The following is a 22,662-nucleotide window of genomic DNA, read 5'->3' on the forward strand; positions in this document are numbered from 1 at the left end:
ACTTCCATAATTTTACGCCGCCCCACCATGAACCTGAGTGGCACAGGGCGCTTTCAAAGCGCCACCGCTTCAAACCCGAAAGTGTTCGCGTGCCAGGGTTTTGAGTTCTTCATCGGTCTTGGCGCTTTTACAGGCCACAGCCCAGATGTCAAAGGCACCTGGCCGGACCAGCGTAGCGACCCAAGGAAAACCACAGGCATTGAGGGTGCCACGCAACACTTTTTCGGTAAAGCCACAGCGGTGGGCCATGAAGAGATTGCCCGCCCCCATGTAGTTTCTGTGGCCGTACAGGATGTCGATGGGGGCAATGGGGCCGGCCGGTGAGTCATAAGCCGTCTCGGTGAGTTTGTCCTCGGCCACCAAGGCACACACCGACTTCAGGTCTGGGCAGGTGATGACACAAAACCCGTCATCGGCCAACACGCGCACAAATTCGGCCAGCGCCGTGGGCACCTCGTGTGGGTAAAGGTGTTCGATGTTGTGGCTCGAAAAAATGGCATCAACCGACTGGTCATTGACTTGAGACATGTCGGTCATGGAACCCAGGATGTCGGGCTGCACCGTGGGATCGATGTCCAGGCGCAACTCTTGCCAGTGACCGTTGTTGAAGCCTGGGGTGGTGTGTTCCAGGCGGGCGTGGCCTGGGCCGACGTGCAAGAGTTTTTTCATGGTGAATGAGTGTGGTTAAAAGGTGAGATTGCAAGACTTTTAAATGAGAAATTAATGTACAAGAAAAAAACAATACGCGAACTCTGGACATATTTGATTCAAAATTAGTGATACGGACAAATTCGGGTTATTCATGGACCACACACTCAACACAACGCCTCCCACATTGGGACTGGAAGAGGGTCAAGCCGCCTTCAAAAACGGTGACTGGGCACAGTCACTGGCCTTGGCCGGACAATTTTTGGAACACCACAACGACTCGATCGCGGGCTGGATGTTGAAAGCTCGCAGCCTGGTGCAACTCGGTCAATGGGATGCGGCACACGAGGCATTTGCACAGGTCCTTCAAGGGGCACCTGCTGACTACAACGCTTGGCTGGAAACCGGGCATTTGCACTTTGCGCAAGGCCAATTCGCGCAAGCCAGCACCGCCTACGAACGGGCGCTGGCCTTGTCCAACAAGCGCTTTGAGGCGCATTTGGCCTTGGCGCGGGTAGCGCTCGTCAATGGTCAGCAGGCCACGGCCGAGCGCCTCTATGCCAAGGCCATCCAGGCGGCCCAAGGTGTGGATGTGCCCACCCAGCGCCTAGTGCATTGGCGCATGGGCCAGTACCTGCTGGACGCAGGACACGCCCAAGAGGCGACCGTGAGTTTTTCAGATGCCTTGCTGTGGCTCAAGGATGTGAACAAACCCGCTGCCCGCAACCACGTGGCCGAAGTGCAAATGGATTGGGCCTGTGCCTTGATGCGTTTGGACCAACATGAGCGCGCCCTGCAATTGTTCACATCGGCAGCGGCCATGGCGTCACGGGAAAACACCTTGACGCGTTTGGCTGTCTTGAACCAACAACACCACTTTGAGGAACAAGCGCTGGCTGTGGCGCGACGGTGCGTGCAATTGTTTCCACAAAGCGCCGGGGCACACTTGAATCTGGCACATGTGTTGATGGAATGCGGGCAACTGGCTGCGGCTGAAGGGGTCTTAGCGCAAGCCGAAAGCCTGGGGACCATGCCCGGCGCAAAAGATCTGCGGGCCGCATTGGCCGCCAAACTGGGCAATGCCCCAAAGCCTGCGCCTTGACAAGGCATTGACCCCTCGGAACCCCATGGGGATGCGAGGGGTCTTGACGCCCGGGCGCTGTCAGGCGACTTTGCAGATTTTCAGCATGTTGGTGCCCCCGGGTGAACCCATGGGCTCGCCACAAGTGATGGCATACACATCGCCCGTGCTGACAATGCCGCGATCTTTCAGATGCGCCTCGGCCTCGGCCAAAGCGGTGTCACGGTCTGCGCTGGTGTCCATCAGCAAAGGCCGCACGTTGCGGTACAGCGCCATCTTGCGCTGCGAGGTCAACTTGGTGGTCAGTGCATAAATGGGAACATGCACCCGGTGACGGCTCATCCACAAGGCCGTGGAGCCCGATTCGGTCATGGCCACAATGGCTTTGGCCCCCAAGTGGTGGGCCGTGAACAAGGCGCCCATGGCGATCGACTGGTCAATGCGGCTGAACGACTGGCCTTTGAAGTCGGCATCGAGGGCCGGGTCCTCGGCGCTTTCAGCGGCAGCGCAAATCTTGGCCATTTCTTCCACCGTCTCCAGCGGGTATTTTCCCGCAGCGGTTTCAGCGCTCAGCATCACGGCATCGGTGCCGTCGAGCACGGCATTGGCCACGTCCGAGACTTCGGCGCGGGTGGGCACCGGGTTGGTGATCATGCTCTCCATCATCTGGGTGGCGGTGATGACGACCTTGTCATGAACTTTGGCCAACTTGATCATGCGTTTTTGCAAGGCAGGCACAGCGGCGTTGCCCACTTCTACGGCCAAGTCGCCACGGGCGACCATGATGCCGTCGCTGGCTTTGAGAATGGCTTCCAGGTGGGGAATGGCTTCGGCGCGTTCGATCTTGGCAATCAAACCCGGCTTGTGGCCGTATTCGGCACCGGCCACATTGCACAGCTGGCGTGCCATTTCCATGTCGGTGGCGTTTTTGGGAAAGCTCACCGCCACATAGTCGGCACGCAAACTCATGGCGGTTTTGATGTCGTCCATGTCCTTGGCGGTCAGGGCCGGTGCCGTCAAGCCACCGCCTTGCTTGTTGATGCCTTTGTTGTTGGACAACTCGCCGCCCAACTTGACGGTGGTGTGCACTTGCTCACCCTTGACGGCATTGACGGTGAGCACGATCAGCCCATCATTGAGCAACAGCACATCGCCGGCCTTGACGTCGCGGGGCAGCTCTTTGTAATCGAGTCCCACGCCCTGGATGTCGCCAAGCTCGGTGCGCGAGGCGTCCAACACAAAAGGCTCGCCCGGCTCCAGCATGACTTTGCCCTCGGCAAACTTGCCGACACGAATTTTGGGGCCCTGCAAATCGGCCATGATGGCCACTTCTCGGCCAGCGCGTTGCGAGGCCTCACGCACGAGGCGGGCACGGTCCACATGGTCTTGCGCCTTGCCGTGGCTGAAATTGAGCCGGACCACGTTCACGCCAGCGCGGATCATGGCCTCAAGCAGTGCGGGATCGCTGGATGCAGGGCCTAAGGTGGCAACAATCTTGGTGGCGCGACGAGGCATTGAAAATCTCCGTGTTATTCAGTTTCAATTCTCACACGGAATCGGTTACAAATCGGGTTCTTTCGGTGCAACTCAAGGGGCCGGGAGTGCCAGCCTGCAGCGCAGCCTATGGGCTTTTGAAAGCATGTTGACATGTTGATCCTGCAAGATAGCGCCTGTTCCCCTTGGCAAACCCCCTGAATTGATTTTTGTCAGCCCAAAGAAATGCCGGGCCGACTAAACTCCTATATGAGCGATTTACACACAAGCGTCATGACAGCCTTACACACCCCTCACGCCGAACAGCCCATTGCCTTGGACCAACCCCTGCCACACCGCAAAACTTTGCGCGAGTGGCTGATTCCCTTGTCAGGACGCAGCACCGTGCGTGCCTTTGTTCTGCTGTTGCTGGATTACGCTTTGTTTTTCGCCTTGATCACCGGCACCATCGCGCTGGATTCTGTCTGGCTCAAAGTGCTGTGTGCACTGGCAGCCGGTTTTGTGATCGGTCGTCTGTTCATCATTGGCCATGACGCTTGCCATCAGAGCCTGACGCCCCGGCGCGAACTCAACAAAGTGTTGGGCCGCATCGCCTTTTTGCCATCACTGACCCCCTACAGCCTGTGGGACACCGGTCACAACGTGGTGCACCACGGCTACACCAACCTCAAGGGCGTCGACTTTGTTTGGACCCCGCTGACCGCTGCCGAGTTTGAAGCCCTGAGCCCCATGCAAAAGCTGCTCGAGCGTGCTTACCGCAGCGGCTGGGCACCGGGCTTGTATTACATGATCGAAATCTGGTGGAAACGCGAGTTCTTCCCCAACAAAACCCACATGCCCACACGCCGTCCGATTTTCTTCAAGGACAGCCTCTTGGTCAGCCTGTTTGGTGCCACCTGGATCGGCACCATCGCTGCCGCTGCCGTGCTCACCAACCAATCGGTTGGGCTGTCCTTGCTGCTGGGTTTTGTGGTGCCCTTCTTCTTTTGGAACACCATGATCGGCTTTGTGGTCTATGTGCACCACACCCACGTCAAAGTGTCTTGGCATGACAACAAAGCCGCTTGGACCAAAGCGGCACCCTTTGTGTCGACCACGGTGCACCTGACCTTCCCCTTCAACATCGGCGCGATGATGCACCACATCATGGAGCACACGGCCCACCATGTGGACATGAGCATCCCGCTGTATCGCCTGAAGCAAGCGCAAACCAAGCTGGAAGAAATGCTGCCCGGGCGCATCATCGTGCAAGCCTTCTCCTGGAAGTGGTATTTCGAGACCGCCAAAAACTGCAAGATGTACGACTTCTCACGCGAATGCTGGACCGACTTCAAGGGCAATATGACCAGCCCGGTGCGGGGCAACTTGCCGCCTGCGGCTCAGGCCTGATCGGGCCTGCGTCACCTGTTGAGGGCGCAGCCCCCCCCACAGGGATTTCTTGTCGACGGCGTGATTGAAACTGTGGGAGCCCCGCCCTCGGGGCGATGGCAAGTGGACTGCGAAGGCCCATCGCGGCGAGGGCGCCGCTCCCACATCAGCTCTTGACTCAACTGGCCGCGCGTTGGGCCAATATCTCAAACGCAGGCAAGGTCTTGCCTTCCAGGATTTCAAGGAACGCGCCGCCACCCGTGGAGATGTAGCCCACTTGCTTTTCGATGCCGTATTTGGCAATCGCGGCCAAGGTGTCGCCACCGCCCGCGATGCTGAAAGCGCTGGACTCGGCAATCGCTTGGGCAATGACTTTGGTGCCGTTTTCAAAGGCCGCAAACTCAAACACGCCCACCGGGCCGTTCCACACAATGGTGCCGGCTTGCTTGAGCTGAGCGGCCAGCTTGGCAGCCGTCTCGGGGCCGATGTCCAAAATCATGTCGTCGTCGGCCACCTCGGTGGCTTTCTTCACCGTGGCCACGGCGTCGGCCGCAAAAGTTTTGGCGGTGACCACATCGGTCGGAATGGGCACTTCCGCACCCCGGGCCTTCATGGCCTCGATCACGGCTTGGGCCTCCCCCACCAAGTCCGCTTCGGCCAAGCTCTTGCCGATCTTCAGGCCTGCGGCCAGCATGAAGGTGTTGGCGATGCCACCGCCCACAATCAGCTGGTCCACGTTTTGCGACAGGCTCTTCAAAATGGTCAGTTTGGTGCTCACTTTGCTGCCTGCCACGATGGCGGCCAGCGGGCGCTTAGGCGCGGCCAGGGCCTTGCCAATGGCGTCGATCTCGGCGGCCAGCAAGGGACCAGCGCAAGCGATGGGGGCGAACTGGGCAATGCCATACGTGGTGCCCTCGGCGCGGTGGGCGGTGCCAAAGGCGTCGTTCACGTAGATGTCGCACAGCTGGGCCATTTGGCGGGCCAGGGCTTCGTTGTTTTTCTTCTCGCCCTTGTTGACGCGGCAATTTTCGAGCAGCACGACCTGGCCGGGGGCCACCGTCACGCCGTCCACCCAGTTGGCGACCAAGGGGACATCGCGACCCAGCAGCTCGCCCAAGCGCTTGGCCACGGGTGCGAGCGAGTCTTCAGGTTTGAACTCGCCCTCGGTCGGGCGACCCAGGTGACTGGTCACCATCACGGCGGCTCCGGCGTCCAGCGCCATCTGGATGCACGGCACGCTGGCACGCACGCGGGTGTCTTCGGTGATGCTGCCGTCATCGGCTTGCGGCACGTTCAGGTCAGCGCGGATGAACACGCGTTGCCCAGCGGCCTGGCCGTTGGCACACACATCAGAAAAACGAATGACATTCATGGTGAAAAAGGTCCTGTAAGAGCGGGGGTTGCCCGTGATTTTAAAAGCCATCAAGACCGGGTTTCAGCTCTCAGAGCGGGAACGTGTGCAAAACGAGCCCGGCAAAAACGCCAGCCCAGCACCTTTTGAACCCCACCCTGGCCGAAAAGCCGTGCGCGGTGCGCACGGGCGGCTTGCAGGGGTCAGACCCGGCTCACCAGCCCCAGCCCAGATGCAATGGCAAATACACCGCCATGCCCGCCACGATGGTGATCAGCACATCACGCCGCCAAAAGTAAGCCAACACCCCCACCAACGCCGCGTACAAACGCGCGTCTTGCCAGGTGCTGACCAGCTCGCCTTGCACGGTGATGATTTCAGGGATGACCACGGCCGACAGCGCGGCAATGGGCGCGTATTGCAAGCCACGCTGGGCCCAGTGCGGCAGCTGCCAGGCGTGGCTGGAGATAAAAAAGAAACTTCGGGCGACCACCGTGACCACCGCCAAACCCACAATGACGGCCAGTGTCCAGACATCGGTCTCGTTCATGCGGCCACCTTGGGTGCAGGACGGATTTTTTCGACCGTCAGGCACAACATCACTGCCACGGCAATCGCCACAACAATGTTGAGCTTGAGCGGCAAGTGGTAGGCCAGCACCGCCGCCGCGCCTGCCACAGCGGCTGACAAGATGCGCATGCGCGAGCTGGCCAGCGAACATTGAATGCCCAGCAAGCACAAAATGCCCGCAAAGCCCAAGCCCCATTCAGGCGGAATCAGGTTGGCCAGGCCCACGCCCAGCAAACTGGCCACCATCCAGCTGCCCCAGTTCAGGAAATAATTGCCCGCCAAATAGGCCTCTTGCCCCGTGCGCTCGGCATCGGTGACACCCGGATGCGGGTGATGCCGGGTGAACAGCACATAGGTGATGTCGGCCGTGAAGTAGCCGTGGCACAGGCGTTGCCAACGCGGCAGATGCATGAGGTAGGGCCTCAGGTGCAGGCTGAACACCACAAAGCGCAGGTTCACGCAAAAGCCGGTGGCCAAAATCACCCAAGCCGGGGCACCCGCCACCAACAGCGGAATGGCCGCCAGCTGCGAACTGCCCGCAAACACCAGCAAGGTCATGGCCACTGCCTCGAACACGCTCATGCCCGACTTGACCATGGCCACACCCGTCATCATGCCCCAAGCCGCCACACCCGGGGCTTGCGGGGCCAGGTCGCGCAGGCCTTGCCAAAACTCGGGGCGGCGGTAAAGCGTGGGTCGGAAAAACATCAGGCCGCCAAACGCTGGCCGGGCTGCAAAGGGCATCCGCGCAAAAAGTCGGCAGCGCCCAAACGCTTGCCGCCCGGGCGTTGCAACTGGGTCAGGCAAAGCACCCCTTGGCCACAGGCCACACGCACGCCAGAGGCATCTGCACTGAGCACGGTGCCCGCCTGCAAGCCTGGCTCGGACGCTTCGGCCACGGCTTGCCAAAGTTTGAGGGTTTCAACGCCCGAGGCGGTGGTCAGGGGCACGGTCATGCCGGGGAAAGGGTCAAACGCCCGAATACGCCGCGCCAAGACTTCGGCGCTCAAACCCCAGTCGAGCGCGGCTTCGGCTTTGTCAATTTTGTGGGCGTAGTTGACCCCTTCGGACGGCTGCGCTTGGCGGGGCAGACGGTCCAAGCTGGCCAAGGCCTCCACAATGGCCTGTCCACCCAAAACCGCCAAGCGGTCGTGCAGCACGGCGGTGGTGTCAGTGGGCAAGATGGCCTCCGTGCGCACCAGCAGCATGTCGCCCGTGTCCAGGCCTGCGTCCATCTGCATGATGGTGATGCCGGTTTGTGTGTCGCCCGCCTCGATGGCACGGTGAATGGGGGCTGCACCGCGCCAACGCGGCAGCAAAGAAGCGTGGATGTTGAGGCACCCCTTGGGCGGCAAGTCCAGCACCCACTGGGGCAAGATCAGGCCATAGGCGGCCACGATCATGGCATCTGCCTTGGCGTCCAGCAGGGTCTGGCGTGCGGCAGCGGCGTCTTCGGGGTATTTGCCGTCCAGGCGCAAACTGCGGGGTTGAGACACAGGCACCTGATGCTCAAGCGCCCATTGCTTGACGGGCGAGGGTTGCAGCTTCATGCCGCGTCCTGCAGGGCGGTCCGGTTGGGTCAGCACCAGAACAATCTCATGGCCTGCTGCGTGCAAGGCCGCCATGGCCACTTGGGCAAATTCGGGCGTGCCCGCAAAAATCAAACGCATGCCGTTCAGCGCTCGGCTTTTTGGGCTTTGACCAGTTTGGTCTTGATGCGGCCTTGCTTGAGCGGTGAGAGGTATTCCACGAACACTTTGCCCTTCAAATGGTCCAACTCGTGCTGGATGCAAATGGCCAGCATGCCCTCGGCCTCAATCGTCCGGGCCTGGCCGTCGCGGTCGAGTGCCGTGACTTTGACCTGGGTGGCCCGCTCCACACCATCGTAAATGCCAGGCACCGACAGGCATCCTTCTTCGCCCTTGACGCGCACGTCGTTCATCCAGGTGATTTCGGGGTTGATCAGCACCATGGGCTGGTTGCGCTCTTCAGACGTGTCGATCACCACCAGACGCTCGTGCACATCGATCTGCGTGGCCGCCAGGCCAATACCACCGGCCTCGTACATGGTCTCCAGCATGTCGTCGATCAGGGCGTGCACACGGGCATCGACCGCTTGCACAGGTTTGGCCACCTTGTGCAGGCGGGGATCGGGGTAGCAAAGAATCGGGAGCAGGGCCATGGCATCACAAAGGATTGAAAATCAGGGCTGTATTGTCCTCATTTTTCGGCTGGCCTGCCAAAAAGGCGTCCAGCCGGGGCCAGGCCCACCTCACCGGGTGGGGGCACAGGCCGCAAAGAGGTCGAGCTCGGGCTTGGCCACGCTCGTGGCGACTTGGCTCAGGCCCAGCATCGAGTGAAACAAATGGTCATGTGACAAAGCCTTGGCGCTTTGCCCCTGCAGACAAGCCATGGACCAGCCCCGCTGCTTTTGCAGAGCCGAAGACAACCACACCACCATGGGCACATGGGTCTGCTCTTTGGGGGCCATGCTGTAGGGCATGCCGTGCAAGTAAAGGCCTTTTTCGCCCAAGGATTCGCCATGGTCCGACAGGTACATCAGGGCTGTGGGCCGCGACTGGCTTTGAAGCCAGCCCACCGTGCTGGCCAAAAAATGGTCGGTGTAAAGAATCGAGTTGTCGTAGGTGTTGACGATGTGCTCGGTAGGACACGTTTGCAAGGCGCTGCTGGTGCATTCGGGGGTGAACTTCTTGAACGCCTCTGGCGAACGCTTGTGATAGGCCGGGCCGTGGCTGCCCATTTGGTGCATGACCACAACGGTGCCGCGTGCACGCCTGACCGGGTCCAGTGCGGCGAGTTGTTGCGGCAACACCTTCAACATGACCTCATCAAGGCATTCCCCCTCCTTGCACAGGCCGGGCACTTGAAGGGCCTGGGTGCTCACCTGGGGCACGCGGTCACACACGCCTTTGCAGCCCGACTGGTTGTCGATCCACAGCACCGCCAAACCTGCCCGGTGCAAAACATCGAGCAAACTTTCGTAGCGCAGTTTGTTGCGATCATGCTGCGCTTTGCCCAGGTGCGAAAACATGCACGGCACCGAAGCTTGGGTGCTGGTGCCACACGAGGACACATCCTGAAAATAGACCAGCTGGCCTTGAGTCTGCAACTGGCGCAACGCAGGCGTGGTGTCACGCGCATAGCCACTCAAACCAAAATTGGCTGCCCGCGCCGTCTCGCCCAACACCAGGATGACCAAAGGGGCGTCCTTTTCGCTGGCCGGTGGATGGCGCAATTGGGCATCCTCACCCAGCGGCAGCAAGGGCTGGGTGGCTTTTGAAGCCTGCCCCACCACCAAGTGGGCCGAGGCATACAAACTGTTGAGCGGATTGATCATGTAGCGCAAAGGCTTGTGGTTTCGCATCAGGGAAGCCATGTCCTGAAAAGCCAACCAAAACACCAAGGTGGCCAGCAACAAAGCGGCCATGGCCAGGCCCAGTTGTCGCCCCATCAAAGACTTGAGGCGCACTTTGCGCACGGGCTGACGCCACCACCAATAGCCCGGCAGCACCACCCCCAGCAAGACACTGGCCAACATGGACCAGGACAACAAATCACGCACCTCGCGGACATCGGTTTGCGCGGCGTTGATCAACATGCTGGTGTCGATCACCACCCCATAGGTCAGCATGAAATAACTGCTGGCGGCCGACATGATCAAAAAAAGCACGCCCAGAGGTTTCAGCCATCGGGGCCAAAGCACCAAGCTCAAAAACAAGGCCAAGATCCCCAAAACCACCACAAAGAAAGCCAGCAAAGTGGCCGCACCCCGCAAACCCTGCGTTTCAGGCAAACGCCAGATGGCGATCCACAGGGGCAAATTGCCCACGGTGCCCAACCAAGCCGTCAGCAACCACAGCAGATGGGTGGGATGCCAAGACTTGGCGTCTGAAGAAAATATCATTGGATAAACCATAATGTTCAATTAGCCCCGAATTCTAGTCACCCCTGATGTACCCACCCCGCCAGCCGATGCAAAGTGTGCGCCCCCAACCCTTGTTCAGTCGCTGTGTTGTCTACACCGGGGTGTGCCTGCTGGGTCTTTTGGCTTGGGACTTTTCTGGACTGGACCTGGGCGTCATGCACCTCTTGGCCGATGCCCGTGGCTTTGCATGGCGTGACAGCGCATGGTTGGCAGATATTTTTCACACCGGAGCCCGCCGTCTGGCCATCGTGATTTACCTGGGCGTGGTCTGCACCTTGTTTTGGCCTTGGGGCATCTTTCGAGACATCACCCGCAGGCAGCGCATTGAGGTGGTTGTGGGCATCGCTCTTTCATTGATCGCCGTCAGTGGGCTCAAAAGCCTCAGCCTGACCAGCTGCCCCTGGGACTTGCAGGACTTTGGGGGCACTGCGCATTACGTCTCTCATTGGCAATGGGGTGTCCGTGATGGCGGTTCAGGCGCTTGCTTCCCGGGTGGACACGCCTCCTCGGCCATGGCTTTTTTGGCCTTGAGCCTGCCTTGGTTGACGGCGAGTCAGGCCCATCAACAACGCTGGGGCCGTGGCTTGCTGCTGACGGTGCTGAGCCTGGGCTTGCTGCTCGGCGCGGTTCAAACCCTGCGTGGTGCCCACTACCCCAGCCACACCTTCTGGACAGGCTTGATTTGCTGGCTGGTGGCATGGGCCAACCACTGGGCCTTTGGCGCATGGGCCAAACACAAGCCTGCCTGAGCTGGCTGAAGGCGGTGTCCAAGTTGGCGAGCGACGCTGCGCACCCTCCCCCAAAAGCTGCTTGGTGAAGCACGGCATTTGACCCACAATCTTCTTGCAAACGGCCATCGAAGCCGATCAGGGAGAGACCATGGAAAACACCCCACCCGATTTGGGTTTTTGGTTGCGGCTGTCACTGACCCACGGGGTGGGGCGCGACAGCGCAAGGCGATTGTTGGCCGCATTCAATGACCCGGCCAACATCTTTTCACAAACCGCCGTGCAGTTGTGCCAAGTGGTGTCTGCCCCACAGGCACAAGCCTTGTTGCAAAAGCCCCCGGGCCTGGATGCGCTGCTTGAGGACACACAGGCTTGGCTGCAGGCCAGCCCCAATCCCGAGGTCTCCCGCGCGGTGATCACCTTGGGCGACGCCCTGTATCCGGCCGCCTTGCTGGACACGCCCGACCCACCCCTGATGCTGTACGCCTTGGGCCAGACACAGGCCCTGCAGCACTTTCAACACGAACGGGCTGTGGCCATGGTGGGCAGCCGCAACCCCACGCCCCAAGGCCTGATCAATGCCCGGGAATTTGCCAAAAGCATGACGGCACAAGGCCTGGTGGTGGTCTCGGGGATGGCCCTGGGCGTGGACGGTGCAGCCCATGAAGGGGCTTTGCAAGGTGCTGAACCGGGGGCCTTGGCCACCATCGCCCTGGTGGGAACGGGACTGGACCGGGTCTACCCCAAACAGCACCGCGAATTGGCCCACCGCATCGCCCAACAAGGCCTGATCTTGAGCGAATACGCACTGGGAACGCCGCCTTTGGCACACCACTTTCCGCAGCGCAACCGCTTGATTTCCGGCCTGTCGCAAGCCACTTTGGTGGTCGAAGCCGCCTTGCAGTCAGGCTCGCTGATCACCGCCAAACAAGCCCTGGAGCAAGGCCGTGAGGTGATGGCCATCCCCGGCTCGATCCACTCGCCCCAAGCCAAAGGCTGCCATGCCTTGATCAAACAAGGCGCCAAATTGGTCGAATCGGCCCAAGACGTGCTGGAAGAGTTGCGCCTTCCCCACCAAGCCATCGCGCAAAGCACCGAGCAAGACCAGTCCGTTCTGGACTTGAGGGACGCAGACCCTGCGCTGCTGGACGACGAAACCGCCTTGCTTGAGGCCATGGGACACGACCCCGTCAGCCTTGACGCCCTGCAAGCACGCTGTGGCTGGCCCACTGCACAGCTGCAAGGGCAGCTGCTGGAGTTGGAGTTGATGGGCCAAGTGGGCCGCCTGCCGGGCGGCTTGTTTCAGCGCATCGGGTCTGCTTAGGACGCTCGCACGCTGGGGCGAAAGCCCCATGTCGGGGCTAAAGCCGCCGACCTACAGGGGAGCCCCATGTCGGGGCTGAAGCCACCGACCTACAGGGGAGCCCCATGTCGGGGCTAAAGCCGCCGACCTACAGGGGAGCCCCATGTCGGGGCTGAAGCCGCCGACCTACAGGGGAGCCCCATGTCGGGGCTGAAGCCGCCGACCTACAGGGGAGCCCCATGTCGGGGCTGAAGCCGCCGACCTACAGGGGAGCCCCATTTCGGGGTTGAAGCCGCCGACCTACAGGGGAGTGTCCTTGCAAGTCGGGACCACGAAAAAGTGTCCATGCAGGTCGGCACCTTCAGGGCCGACTCTTGTCCGCTGGGACGAGGTCTTAGACCACCGCGCCCGAATTTTCATCGGACGGGTCGTTGTCTTTCTTGATGGGCTTGATCAAGTCTTCGCGCTGCAAACCCAACCACATGGCAATGGCGGCGGCCACAAACACCGACGAGTAAATGCCAAAGCAAATGCCAATCGTCAGCGCCATGGCGAAGTAGTGCAGGGTCTCGCCACCGAACAACAGCATCGACAGCACCATGATCTGGGTCGAACCGTGGGTGATGATGGTGCGGCTGATGGTGGAGGTGATCGCGTTGTCGATGACTTCGACCGTGTTCATCTTGCGGTAACGGCGGAAGTTCTCGCGAATCCGGTCAAAAATCACCACCGATTCGTTGACCGAGTAACCCAGCACCGCCAGCACCGCCGCCAGCACCGCCAGCGAAAACTCCCATTGGAAGAAGGCAAAAAAGCCCAGAATGATCACCACGTCGTGCAAGTTCGCGATGATGGCCGAAACGGCGAACTTCCACTCGAAACGGATCGCCAAATAGATCATGATGCCGACCACCACAAAGGCCAGCGCCTTCAGACCGTCTTCGGCCAGTTCGTCACCCACTTGCGGACCCACAAACTCGGTGCGACGCAGGGTCACCTCCGGGTCATTGACCTTCAGCGCAGACAATACTTTTTCGCTTTGCTGGGCCGAGCTCACACCTTTTTGCGAAGGCAAACGGATCATCACATCGCGTGCTGAGCCAAAGTTTTGCACAAACACTTCGCCATAACCGAGTGTGGCCACCGTGCCGCGCACCTTTTGCAGGTCGGCCGGTTGGCTATAGCTCACTTCCATCAAGGTGCCGCCCGTGAACTCCACCGACAGGTGCAGGCCGCGACTGAACAAGAAGAACACAGCCAGGGCGAAGGTGATGAAGGACACCACATTGAGCACCAAGGCATGGCGCATGAACGGGATGTCTTTTCTGATTTTGAACAATTCCATGGTCTTTTCCCCTTAGTCGGCTTTCACCGCAGTGCCAGCCTCGGGCCGCCAGACGGTACCAATCGACACCGATTTGAGTTTCTTCTTGCCACCATACCAAAGGTTGACCAGGCCACGCGAGAAGAACACTGCCGAGAACATGCTCGTCAAAATGCCAATCGTGTGGACCACCGCAAAACCGCGCACCGCACCGGAGCCAAAGGCCAACAAGGCCACACCGGCAATCAAGGTCGTGATGTTGGAGTCCAAAATTGTGGCCCAAGCGCGGTCATAGCCTGCGTGGATGGCCGCCTGGGGGCTTGCCCCATTGCGCAGCTCTTCACGCACACGTTCGTTGATCAGCACGTTCGAGTCGATCGCCATGCCCAAGGCCAGCGCCATCGCGGCCATGCCCGGCAGGGTCAAGGTCGCTTGCAGCATCGACAAAATGGCCACCAGGAACAGCAAGTTCACGCCCAGCGCAATGCCGGAGAACAAACCAAACATGGCGTAATAAACCACCATGAACGCCACGATCACCAGGAAACCCCAGGTCACGCTGTTGAAGCCCTTGGCAATGTTCTCGGCACCCAGGCTCGGGCCAATGGTGCGCTCTTCGATGATTTCCATGGGTGCAGCCAGCGAACCCGCACGCAGCAGCAGCGCGGTGTCGTTGGCTTCGGTCGTGCTCATGCGACCCGAAATCTGCACGCGACCGCCACCGATTTCGGCTCGGATCACGGGGGCCGTGACCACTTCACCCTTGCCCTTTTCGAACAAGATGATGGCCATGCGCTTGCCCACGTTGTCACGCGTCACATCTTTGAAGATGCGGGCACCCTTGGCGTCCAGCGTCAGGTTGACCACCGGTTCTTGTGTCTGGCCGTCAAAGCCCGGTTGGGCGTCGGTCAGGTTGTCACCCGTGAGCACCACTTGCTTTTTGACGATCAAGGGGCGACCGTCTTTCTCCAGATAACGCTCGGTACCAAATGGCACCAAGCCGCCAGCTTGTTCAGCCGCACGCGCTTCGGTGCTCTCGTCCACCATGCGCACCTCCAAGGTGGCAGTGCGGCCCAGAATGTCTTTGGCCTTGGCGGTGTCTTGCACACCCGGCAGCTGCACCACGATGCGGTCCAAGCCCTGCTGCTGAATCACCGGTTCGGCCACGCCCAGCTCGTTGATCCGGTTGTGCAGTGTGGTGATGTTTTGCTTCAAGGCTTGCTCTTGCACCTTGCGAGCCGCTTCGGGCTTGATGCTGGCGATCAGGCGAAATTCGCTGCCTTCGGCCACTTCGCGTGTCTGCAAATCGCCAAACTGATCGGTGATCAGGCGTTTGGCAGCTTCCACTTGCTGCGCATCGCGCAAACGCAACTCCAGCGTTTGGCCGTTGCGGGTGATGCCACCGTGACGAATGTCTTTTTCACGCAGCACACTGCGCAGATCGCCCGAAAGCGACTCCAAACGCTGGTTCAAAGCCGCCTGCATGTCCACTTGCAGCATGAAGTGCACACCGCCCCGCAAGTCCAGACCCAGGTACATGGGCGAAGCATGCAAAGCGGTCAACCAAGCGGGCGAGCGGGACACCAAGTTCAACGCCACCACAAATTGCGGATCGGCCGCATCCGGGATCAAGGCTTTTTGAATCGCATCCTTGGCCTTGAGCTGCTGATCGGTGTTCTCAAAACGGGCACGGATCGACGTGCCTTCGAGCACAACGCTTTGGGGAGATGATCCCGCTGCCTTCAAGGCGTCTTCGACCTTTTGCAGCGTGGACGTGTCCACCTTGATGGTGGCCTTGCCCGAAGAGACCTGCACGGCAGGCGCTTCACCAAAAAAGTTGGGCAGGGTGTAGACCACCCCCAGCAACAGTGCGATCACGAGGATCACATACTTCCAGACCGGGTAACGGTTCATAAAGACTCGCGTACAAAATGGAAAAAAGGGGCTCGCTGCTGGCGTGCCCCTGTGGCAAAAACCCTGAAATTTACTTCAGAGTGCCTTTGGGCAGCACCTGAACCACGGCGCTGCGCTGCAGTTGCACGTCCACCCCAGTGGCCAATTCCACACCAATGTAAGCGTCGCCAATTTTGCTGACCTTGCCCAGCAAACCACCGGCAGTGACCACCTCATCGCCCTTGGCCAGCGCGTCGATCATGGCACGGTGCTCTTTTTGCTTTTTCATCTGGGGACGGATCATCACAAAGTAGAGCACGGCAAACATCAAGAGCAAAGGCAACATGCTCATCAAGGTGGACTGCATGTCGCCACCAGCAGCGGCTGCGGGTGCGGTTTGGGCAAAAGCGGAAGAAATGAACATGAAAACTCCACAAAGGGGAAAAATCGGGGTAGTACGGGGCGCAAGAACTGCGCCACGCGAACGAAGCCGCCATTGTATGCGGCGCTATGATGCCCTTTGAAAGCCCTTGACCCGAACGGTCAAGGCCAGTCAACCCACCTGATCATCCCGACCAAACCTTGATGCAGCAAGCCTTGGTCCTTGCCAAAGGAGACGCCATGCCCCCCGAGTCAGCCACCCACCATGGACACGAACACCACCACGAGAACAGCACGCTGGGCGAGATGGACTTGCGTGTGCGTGCCCTGGAAACCCTGTTGACACAAAAAGGTTACCTCGACCCCGCCGCCGTGGACCGCATCATCGAAACCTACGAGGTGCATGTGGGCCCACACAATGGGGCCAAAGTGGTGGCCCGCGCCTGGACTGACCCGGCCTTTCGGGACTGGCTGCTGCAAGACGCCACCGCCGCCATCGCCTCGATGGACTACACCGGCCGTCAAGGCGAGCACATGGTGGCCGTGCCCAACACCCCCGACACGCACAACATGGTGGTCTGCACCCTGTGCAGCTGCTACCCCTGGCCCGTGTTGGGCCTGCCCCCGGTTTGGTACAAAAGCGCGGCTTACCGCTCGCGCGCCGTGATCGAGCCGCGTGCGGTGCTGGCCGATTTCGGCGTCACCCTGCCGCCGGGCCAAAACATCCGCGTCTGGGATTCCACCGCCGAAGTGCGCTATTTGGTGCTGCCCGAGCGCCCCGCAGGCACCGAAGGCTGGAGCGAAGCACAACTGGCCCAACTGGTCACCCGCGACGCCATGATCGGCACCGGTTTGGCCCTGAACCCTCAAGCGATCACCCAGGAGGCCCCATGAACGGCCTGCACGACATGGGTGGCCAACAAGGCTACGGCCCGGTTCAGATCGAAGCCAACGAGCCGCTGTTTCACGGCGAGTGGGAGCGCCGCGCCTTGGGCGTCACGGTGGCCATGGGTGCCAGCGGCCTGTGGAACATCGACCTGGCCCGCTCGGCCCGCGAATCTTTGCCCCCGCTGGACTACGTGCAAGGCCCTTATTACGCCATCTGGACCAAGGCCCTGCAAAACATGCTGATCGAGCGCGGCCTGATCACCGCCGAAGAGCTGGCCCAGGGCCAGCCCCTCACGCCCCCCGTGGCGGGCGTGCGGGTGCTCCTGGCCGCCCAGGTGGACGCGGCGCTGGCCAAAGGCAGCCCGGCCGACCGCCCCAGCACCCAAGCGCCGCGCTTTACCGTGGGCCAACGGGTGCGGGCCCTGAACCTCAACCCCCAATGCCACACCCGGCTGCCGCGCTATGTGCGCGGCCATGTGGGCACGGTGGTGCTGCACCACGGTGCCCACGTTTTGCCCGACAAACACGTGAACAAGATGCTGCCGCCCTTTGACGGCACAGCCGAGCACCTCTACACCGTCGTCTTTGACGGCACCGAGCTGTGGGGCCCACAAGCCGAAGCCGGGCACCAAGTGAGTGTGGACGCCTGGGAATCTTATTTGGAACCTGCATCCGAGGCAGCAACGGCATGACCCCCACCCTGAACGATCTGGCCCAAGCCTGTGGCGACGGCTTTCCCATGCCCCCCACCGCCAACAACGGCGCGGTGTTTGAAGAACCCTGGCAGGCCCACGCCTTTGCCATGACTTTGCAGCTGCACGAAAAAGGCGTCTTCACCTGGCCGCAGTGGGCCGACGCCCTGACCCGTGAAATCCGCGCCGGCCAAACACGCGGCGAAGCCGACGACGGCAGCCTGTACTACACCCACTGGCTCAACGCGCTGGAGCAGCTCGTCATCGAGCGCCAACTGGGCACACCCGATGAAATCCATGATTTGGAACACGCGTGGGAAGCGGCCGCCGAGCGCACCCCGCACGGGCAACCCATCGTTTTGAACGCTGAATAAAGAGGCCTTGTTTGAATCTCCGTTTGTGGGCCATGCTGGCCTTGTTGGGCAGTCTGGTGTCCTTGGCGGTAGGCACCTCGTTCGCCAAAAGCCTGTTTCCTGCGCTGGGGGCCGAGGGCACCACCGCTTACCGCATCGTGTTTGCCATGCTCATGCTCATGGCCGTGTTCAGGCCCTGGCGCAGAAAGTGGGTCTGGGCCGATGCGCTCCCGCTGGGCCTGTATGGCATCACGCTGGGCGTGATGAACTTGCTGTTTTACAGCGCGATCAAGACCATCCCCTTCGGCGTGGCGATCGCCATCGAATTCACCGGGCCGCTGGCCGTGGCCGTCTGGACCTCCAAAAAAGCCAGCGACTGGCTGTGGGTCACGCTGGCCATCGTGGGCCTGGCCTTGCTGCTGCCCTTTCCGGGGGCCAATGCGGCCACGGCGCTAGACCCCATGGGCATGTTCTTCGCCTTCACGGCCGGCATTTGCTGGGCGCTGTACATCGTGTTTGGCCAGCGTGTGGCCCTGCGTTACGGGGCCATGGCCACGCCCATGGGCATGCTCGCTGCCGCCTTGGTGGTGGCACCCATTGGCGTGTGGCATGCAGGCAGCGCCTTGCTCCACCCCCAATGGCTGATCGCCGGGCTGGCTGTGGCCTTGCTCTCCAGCGCGATTCCTTATGCGCTGGAGATGTTCTCGCTCAACCACTTGCCCAAAAACACCTTCAGCATCTTGCTCAGCTTGGAGCCGGCCGTGGGCGCGTTGGCCGGGTGGATTGTGCTGGCCGAGCACCTGACGGCGCTGCAAGGCTTGGCCATTGCATTGGTCATGACCGCGTCCATGGGCACCGCGTGGTCATCCGGCAAAGCGCAAGCAGCCGTCCCGGCCTGAACACAAACTGCATGGTTTTTGAGGGAGGCTGTGCCCCGCCCTATGTGTCGGGCGGGGACTGCCACCCGCCTCAACGGCCCACAAAAACCGGCGAGCGACGCTGGGCAAACGCGGTGCGGCCCTCTTTGAAGTCTTCGCTCTGGCTGGTCAGTTGTTCGCGTTCACGCAAACGGGCTTCATCGGCCTGCCCGGCTTCAATCTCAATGAGTGATTTTTTGGTTTCCTGCAAAGCCAAGGGAGCCAAGGCCAAAATGTCCTTGACCAAGGCCTGCAAGGCACTGCCCCACTGGTCGGCAGGCTCCAGCGCCTCGAACAAACCCATGGCATCGAGTTGCCGGTCGGTGAACGGGCGGGCTGTCAAAAACGCGCGTTTGGCACCGGCCAAACCAAAACGGTTGACATAGCGCCGCAATCCACTGGGGTAGTAATGCAGACCCAACGCGGTGGCGGGCATGCGCCATTCGATGCCTTGCAGGCCGATGCGCAAATCGCAGGCCAACACCACATCGGTGGCCCCGCCATACACGCTGCCGTTCAGCGCACAAATGGTCACCGGGCGCATGGCGGCCAGCGCATCGGGGATTTCCTCAAAAAAAGTGGACCCATGCCCAGGCTCGTCAAACCCGCCAATGTCGTACCCGGCACAAAACACCGGCCTGGGCTGACCCGTGGTGTTGGCCGTCAAGACCAAAACACGCACATCGGCGCCTTGGTTCACGGTGTCAATGTGCGCCAACAAGGTTTTGAGGTCGCCGTTTTCCAGGCGGTTGCGCTGTGCCGGGCGGTTCAAAGTGAGGGTGGCCACGCCCCCCTCGATCTGAAGAACAGGGGCGGAAGGAATGGCAAAGGCTTGTGACATGGCGAAGGTCCAATAAAAAAGGGTGCCCAAAGGCACCCTCATTGTAGAAAGCAGGCGCAAGACGCCTGGTTCAAACTTTCAAAGCTCAGGCCTTGGCTTTGGCCTTGGACATGGCGGCCTTGACCGAAGCTTCGGCTTGGGCGGTGGCGGCTTTCATGTTGCTTTCGGCGCTGTCAGCGGCTTGCTTGGCCACTTTTTTCAGGGTTTCGGCAGCTGTTTGGCTGGCTTCGAAAGCGGTTTTGAACACGGCCACAGCAGCGTCAGAACCGGCAGGTGCGTTTTTCAGGCTGTTTTCAACCAAGCTTTTGACGGCTTGCTCGGACTCGGCCATTTTGCTTTCGACGGCCTTGGTGAACTCGCCACCGGTGCTCTGGGCGATTTCAGCCAAGTGACGGCCATAAGACACCGACTTTTCGAAAGCAGGCTGAACCAAAGCAGCTTGTGCGGCCATCAGTTCTTGAGGTGTTTTGGCGGACAAGAGGGTTTGCATGTTGGCAAAAGACTCGCCCACAGCGGCTTTGCCAGCGGCCATGTTCAGCTCGACCAAGCGCTCGAAACCGGCAAAAGCGGTTTGCGACAGGCCAGCGGCGGCGGTCATGTTGGCTTGTTGGGTGGCGGCGAATTGTTCAGCGTTGAAGTTCATGATTTTTCCTTGAAAAGGTTTGTTGCAATGCAGCAATTTGAACACCATCCCCTGCGTGCAGCAAGGGAAAACCCGCACTTTAGAGTCCACACTCCAATTGCCCTGCTCTCGCCACTGCAGACCTGAAGACCCCGGGGGATTTGCACCACCGCCTGCGCCCCACCCGCGAGCGGTGTCAAACTCCCTACACTCGGCTTTCACCTTCTTTCGGTCCTGTCACATTGCATTTATGGAACTCCTCAGCCTGCTGCTCATCTTGGCCATCGGCATTCACTGGTTCAACACCCAAGGCCAGCGCAAGCGCACCGCCTTGCTGGCCGAACAGTTGCGTCCCTACCAAATCGAAAAACACATGGAACAACTGACCAGCGCTTACATGAGGGCGCTGGGCGAGAGCGACCTGTCGCGCCAAACGCAAATTTTGCAATTGCAAGAACAGGCCGAGCAGCAGCTGGTCGCCGACTTTCAAAATCTGGCCCAGGCCTTTGCGAAACTGCCCGCCCCCGTCACTCGCGGCTTCAAAATTGCGCTGCCGTTTGTGGACCAGCTCTCACCCAAGGCCACTTTTGACATGCGCAAGATGCTGCAGACGCACGCCAAAGGCATTGAACAAGCCGTTGAAAACCGGGCGGGCTTGCCCCTGAAAGAGCGCGCTTTTCGCCTGATGGGGGAAATGTTCCTCATGCAGCACAGCTGCCACTGGTTTTGCAAATCCAAAACCATCGCCTCGGCCCGCATGGTGGCCCGTCACCAAACCCGTTACGAGCAAGCGCTGCAAGCGGTCAGCCCCGAAACCCGGCAGGCTTACCTGGCCGTGATCGAGGCCTGAACCGCTGACTCAGCGGCTTGCGGGCTCAAGCCCAAGCCGTGCGCAGCGCGTGGGCACACAAAGCCACCGCCGTGTTGGCCTCTTGCAGCACCCGGCCCATGGTGATGAAGCCATGGATTTGCCGTTCAAAGCAGATGTATTGCGAGGACACACCCGCCTGGCTCAAAGCATCAGCGTACATCAGGCCCTCGTCGCGCAAAGGGTCAAAACCCGCCGTCAATACAAAGGCGGGCGGCAAGTGGGCATGGCTGGTGGCCAACTGGGGCGAAGCACGCCAGTCCAGCGTGTCTTGCGGCCCGCGCAAGTAGTTGCCCGAATACCAGGCCATCGACTCGCGGGTGAGCATGTAGCCTTGGCCGTTGGTCTGATACGAAGCCGTGTCGGGAGCCATCAGGGTGCTGGGGTAAATCAACAACTGCAGCACCGGTTTGAGCCCCAAGTCGCGCAGGCCCAGGCAGGCCGCAGCGGCCAGATTGCCACCCGCGCTGTCGCCGCCAATGGCGATGCGGGCCGGATCAATGCCCAAAGCCGCGGCTTGCGAAGCCACCCACTGCCAGGCGGCCACCGCATCGTCGTAAGCGGCCGGAAACTTGTGCTCAGGCCCCATGCGGTAATCCACCGCCACCACCACGCCCCCGGCTTGCTGGCACAGGCTGCGGCACAGCACATCGTGCGTGTCCAGATCGCCCACCGTCCAGCCACCGCCATGCAAGTACACCAACGCAGGCAGAACCTGGCTCGCACCGATGGGGTGGTAAACCCGCACGGCAATGTCCACCCCTGCGTGGCCGAATGACATGTCTTGCACACGCCCCACTTCAGGCGCATCGGGTTGGGTGAAGCTGCGCCGCGCCAAATAAGACGCACGGGCATCAACAGGCGTTTGGGTGTAAACCGGTGGAATGCCTTTCTCGCTCAAAAGGGTCATCAAGGCTTGGGCTTGCGGGTCGAGCATGGGGCAACTCCGGGTGGTTGAAAGAATCCGAATTATGGGAGGGCACCAGGCGCACAAACGGGCAAATGGGCGACAGTGGGTGTTGTGGGCACCCCGCCTTCGGGGCGATGCGCAGATTTTGTGGGAGCCCCGCCCTCGGGGCGATGGGTCGTGGTGTGCGAGGCTTTTCGCGACGAGGGCGTCGCTCCTACAAGGGGATGTCGGCATTTTGATAGGGGTAGGAAAGGCCAAGGCCTCCCCTCCCTCCGAACCGTGCGTGCAGTTTTCCCGCACACGGCTCTCCAGTCAGTGGTTTCCTCATCGGGATTGGCTCGCTTGCATTCGGGCCTGCGTCATGGTGAACAGCCCCAACTGCGCGAAGTACTCGTTTGGCCAGCGTTTGTGATCAACTTGGCTCTTCCCCATCCCCGGGCTCTTTTGCTGCTTGCGCAGCATCGCCCTCAACCTCCTGCGGATG

Annotated in this window: 23 protein-coding genes; 9 read left to right on the plus strand and 14 right to left on the minus strand. The window is 60.6% G+C overall.

Annotation, left to right across the window (positions count from 1 at the left end; all coding sequences use genetic code 11):
* Window positions 1-69 precede the first annotated feature (69 nt).
* A complete protein-coding gene (locus AMM41_RS17915) occupies window positions 70-669 on the minus strand; it encodes a class I SAM-dependent methyltransferase (protein WP_089962552.1) in 600 nt (199 codons plus the stop codon).
* Window positions 670-802: 133 nt separating this feature from the next.
* On the opposite strand from AMM41_RS17915, the gene AMM41_RS17920 reads away from it, so the two are divergent.
* A complete protein-coding gene (locus tag AMM41_RS17920; RefSeq protein WP_089962557.1) occupies window positions 803-1,750 on the plus strand; it encodes a tetratricopeptide repeat protein in 948 nt (315 codons plus the stop codon).
* A 60-nt stretch (window positions 1,751-1,810) separates the two neighbouring features.
* Here AMM41_RS17920 and pyk read toward each other — a convergent pair whose 3' ends face one another.
* Window positions 1,811-3,244, minus strand: coding sequence for a pyruvate kinase (gene pyk / locus AMM41_RS17925; RefSeq protein WP_089962562.1), 1,434 nt, complete (start codon window positions 3,242-3,244; stop codon window positions 1,811-1,813).
* A 252-nt stretch (window positions 3,245-3,496) separates the two neighbouring features.
* Between pyk and AMM41_RS17930 the strand changes: the two genes are divergently transcribed.
* Window positions 3,497-4,612, plus strand: coding sequence for a fatty acid desaturase (locus tag AMM41_RS17930; protein WP_089962566.1), 1,116 nt, complete (start codon window positions 3,497-3,499; stop codon window positions 4,610-4,612).
* Window positions 4,613-4,769: 157 nt separating this feature from the next.
* Here AMM41_RS17930 and AMM41_RS17935 read toward each other — a convergent pair whose 3' ends face one another.
* The 6 genes from AMM41_RS17935 to AMM41_RS17960 form a co-directional block, all read right to left on the minus strand.
* Window positions 4,770-5,963 (minus strand): phosphoglycerate kinase, encoded by a 1,194-nt coding sequence (locus AMM41_RS17935; protein WP_089962621.1) that lies wholly within the window; start codon window positions 5,961-5,963, stop codon window positions 4,770-4,772.
* A gap of 193 nt (window positions 5,964-6,156) precedes the next feature.
* Window positions 6,157-6,492, minus strand: coding sequence for an AzlD domain-containing protein (locus tag AMM41_RS17940; protein ID WP_089962569.1), 336 nt, complete (start codon window positions 6,490-6,492; stop codon window positions 6,157-6,159).
* Entirely contained in the window at window positions 6,489-7,220 is a 732-nt protein-coding gene (locus AMM41_RS17945; protein ID WP_089962624.1) for an AzlC family ABC transporter permease, read from the minus strand. Before AMM41_RS17945 ends, AMM41_RS17940 begins: the two co-directional genes overlap by 4 nt.
* Window positions 7,220-8,182, minus strand: coding sequence for a methionyl-tRNA formyltransferase (fmt, locus tag AMM41_RS17950; protein ID WP_089962572.1), 963 nt, complete (start codon window positions 8,180-8,182; stop codon window positions 7,220-7,222). The genes AMM41_RS17945 and fmt overlap by 1 nt, the downstream gene beginning before the upstream one ends.
* A 5-nt stretch (window positions 8,183-8,187) precedes the next feature.
* Window positions 8,188-8,694: a peptide deformylase gene (def, locus tag AMM41_RS17955; protein ID WP_089962576.1), complete on the minus strand. Its 507-nt coding sequence runs from the start codon at window positions 8,692-8,694 to the stop codon at window positions 8,188-8,190.
* A 90-nt stretch (window positions 8,695-8,784) separates the two neighbouring features.
* Complete coding sequence (locus tag AMM41_RS17960; RefSeq protein ID WP_228769343.1) at window positions 8,785-10,437, minus strand: phosphoethanolamine transferase; 1,653 nt, start codon at window positions 10,435-10,437, stop codon at window positions 8,785-8,787.
* A 47-nt stretch (window positions 10,438-10,484) separates the two neighbouring features.
* Here AMM41_RS17960 and AMM41_RS17965 point away from each other — a divergent pair, with 47 nt between their 5' ends.
* Both AMM41_RS17965 and dprA read left to right on the plus strand, forming a co-directional pair.
* Entirely contained in the window at window positions 10,485-11,207 is a 723-nt protein-coding gene (locus AMM41_RS17965; RefSeq protein ID WP_228769344.1) for a phosphatase PAP2 family protein, read from the plus strand.
* A gap of 130 nt (window positions 11,208-11,337) precedes the next feature.
* Window positions 11,338-12,510 (plus strand): DNA-processing protein DprA, encoded by a 1,173-nt coding sequence (gene dprA / locus AMM41_RS17970; protein ID WP_089962629.1) that lies wholly within the window; start codon window positions 11,338-11,340, stop codon window positions 12,508-12,510.
* A 373-nt stretch (window positions 12,511-12,883) separates the two neighbouring features.
* Here dprA and secF read toward each other — a convergent pair whose 3' ends face one another.
* From secF to yajC, 3 genes are all read right to left on the minus strand, one after another.
* Window positions 12,884-13,834 (minus strand): protein translocase subunit SecF, encoded by a 951-nt coding sequence (gene secF, locus AMM41_RS17975; RefSeq protein WP_089962580.1) that lies wholly within the window; start codon window positions 13,832-13,834, stop codon window positions 12,884-12,886.
* A gap of 12 nt (window positions 13,835-13,846) precedes the next feature.
* Window positions 13,847-15,727, minus strand: a complete 1,881-nt coding sequence (gene secD, locus AMM41_RS17980; protein WP_089962583.1) for a protein translocase subunit SecD — start codon at window positions 15,725-15,727, stop codon at window positions 13,847-13,849.
* Window positions 15,728-15,797: 70 nt separating this feature from the next.
* Window positions 15,798-16,130: a preprotein translocase subunit YajC gene (yajC, locus tag AMM41_RS17985; protein WP_089962587.1), complete on the minus strand. Its 333-nt coding sequence runs from the start codon at window positions 16,128-16,130 to the stop codon at window positions 15,798-15,800.
* 197 nt (window positions 16,131-16,327) lie between these two features.
* Here yajC and nthA point away from each other — a divergent pair, with 197 nt between their 5' ends.
* The 4 genes from nthA to AMM41_RS18005 are packed head-to-tail and all read left to right on the plus strand — an operon-like array spanning window position 16,328 to window position 18,919.
* Window positions 16,328-16,981 (plus strand): nitrile hydratase subunit alpha, encoded by a 654-nt coding sequence (gene nthA / locus AMM41_RS17990; RefSeq protein WP_194944860.1) that lies wholly within the window; start codon window positions 16,328-16,330, stop codon window positions 16,979-16,981.
* Window positions 16,978-17,667, plus strand: coding sequence for a nitrile hydratase subunit beta (nthB, locus tag AMM41_RS17995; RefSeq protein WP_089962595.1), 690 nt, complete (start codon window positions 16,978-16,980; stop codon window positions 17,665-17,667). Before nthA ends, nthB begins: the two co-directional genes overlap by 4 nt.
* Entirely contained in the window at window positions 17,664-18,041 is a 378-nt protein-coding gene (locus AMM41_RS18000; protein WP_228769345.1) for a nitrile hydratase accessory protein, read from the plus strand. Before nthB ends, AMM41_RS18000 begins: the two co-directional genes overlap by 4 nt.
* A 32-nt stretch (window positions 18,042-18,073) precedes the next feature.
* Window positions 18,074-18,919, plus strand: a complete 846-nt coding sequence (locus tag AMM41_RS18005) for an EamA family transporter (protein WP_089962636.1) — start codon at window positions 18,074-18,076, stop codon at window positions 18,917-18,919.
* Between the two features lie 70 nt (window positions 18,920-18,989).
* On the opposite strand, the gene AMM41_RS18010 is transcribed toward AMM41_RS18005, so the two are convergent.
* Both AMM41_RS18010 and phaP read right to left on the minus strand, forming a co-directional pair.
* The gene (locus AMM41_RS18010) at window positions 18,990-19,778 is read right to left on the minus strand and encodes an enoyl-CoA hydratase/isomerase family protein (protein WP_089962639.1); all 789 of its coding nucleotides are present in this window, start codon (window positions 19,776-19,778) and stop codon (window positions 18,990-18,992) included.
* Between the two features lie 85 nt (window positions 19,779-19,863).
* Window positions 19,864-20,421, minus strand: a complete 558-nt coding sequence (gene phaP, locus AMM41_RS18015; protein WP_089962642.1) for a TIGR01841 family phasin — start codon at window positions 20,419-20,421, stop codon at window positions 19,864-19,866.
* A gap of 229 nt (window positions 20,422-20,650) precedes the next feature.
* On the opposite strand from phaP, the gene AMM41_RS18020 reads away from it, so the two are divergent.
* A complete protein-coding gene (locus AMM41_RS18020; RefSeq protein WP_089962599.1) occupies window positions 20,651-21,250 on the plus strand; it encodes a hypothetical protein in 600 nt (199 codons plus the stop codon).
* 25 nt (window positions 21,251-21,275) lie between these two features.
* On the opposite strand, the gene AMM41_RS18025 is transcribed toward AMM41_RS18020, so the two are convergent.
* Window positions 21,276-22,205, minus strand: coding sequence for an alpha/beta hydrolase (locus tag AMM41_RS18025; protein WP_089962602.1), 930 nt, complete (start codon window positions 22,203-22,205; stop codon window positions 21,276-21,278).
* Window positions 22,206-22,662 lie beyond the last annotated feature (457 nt).

The sequence above is a fragment of the Limnohabitans sp. 2KL-3 genome (genome assembly GCF_001269405.1).
Classification (GTDB): domain Bacteria; phylum Pseudomonadota; class Gammaproteobacteria; order Burkholderiales; family Burkholderiaceae_C; genus Limnohabitans_A.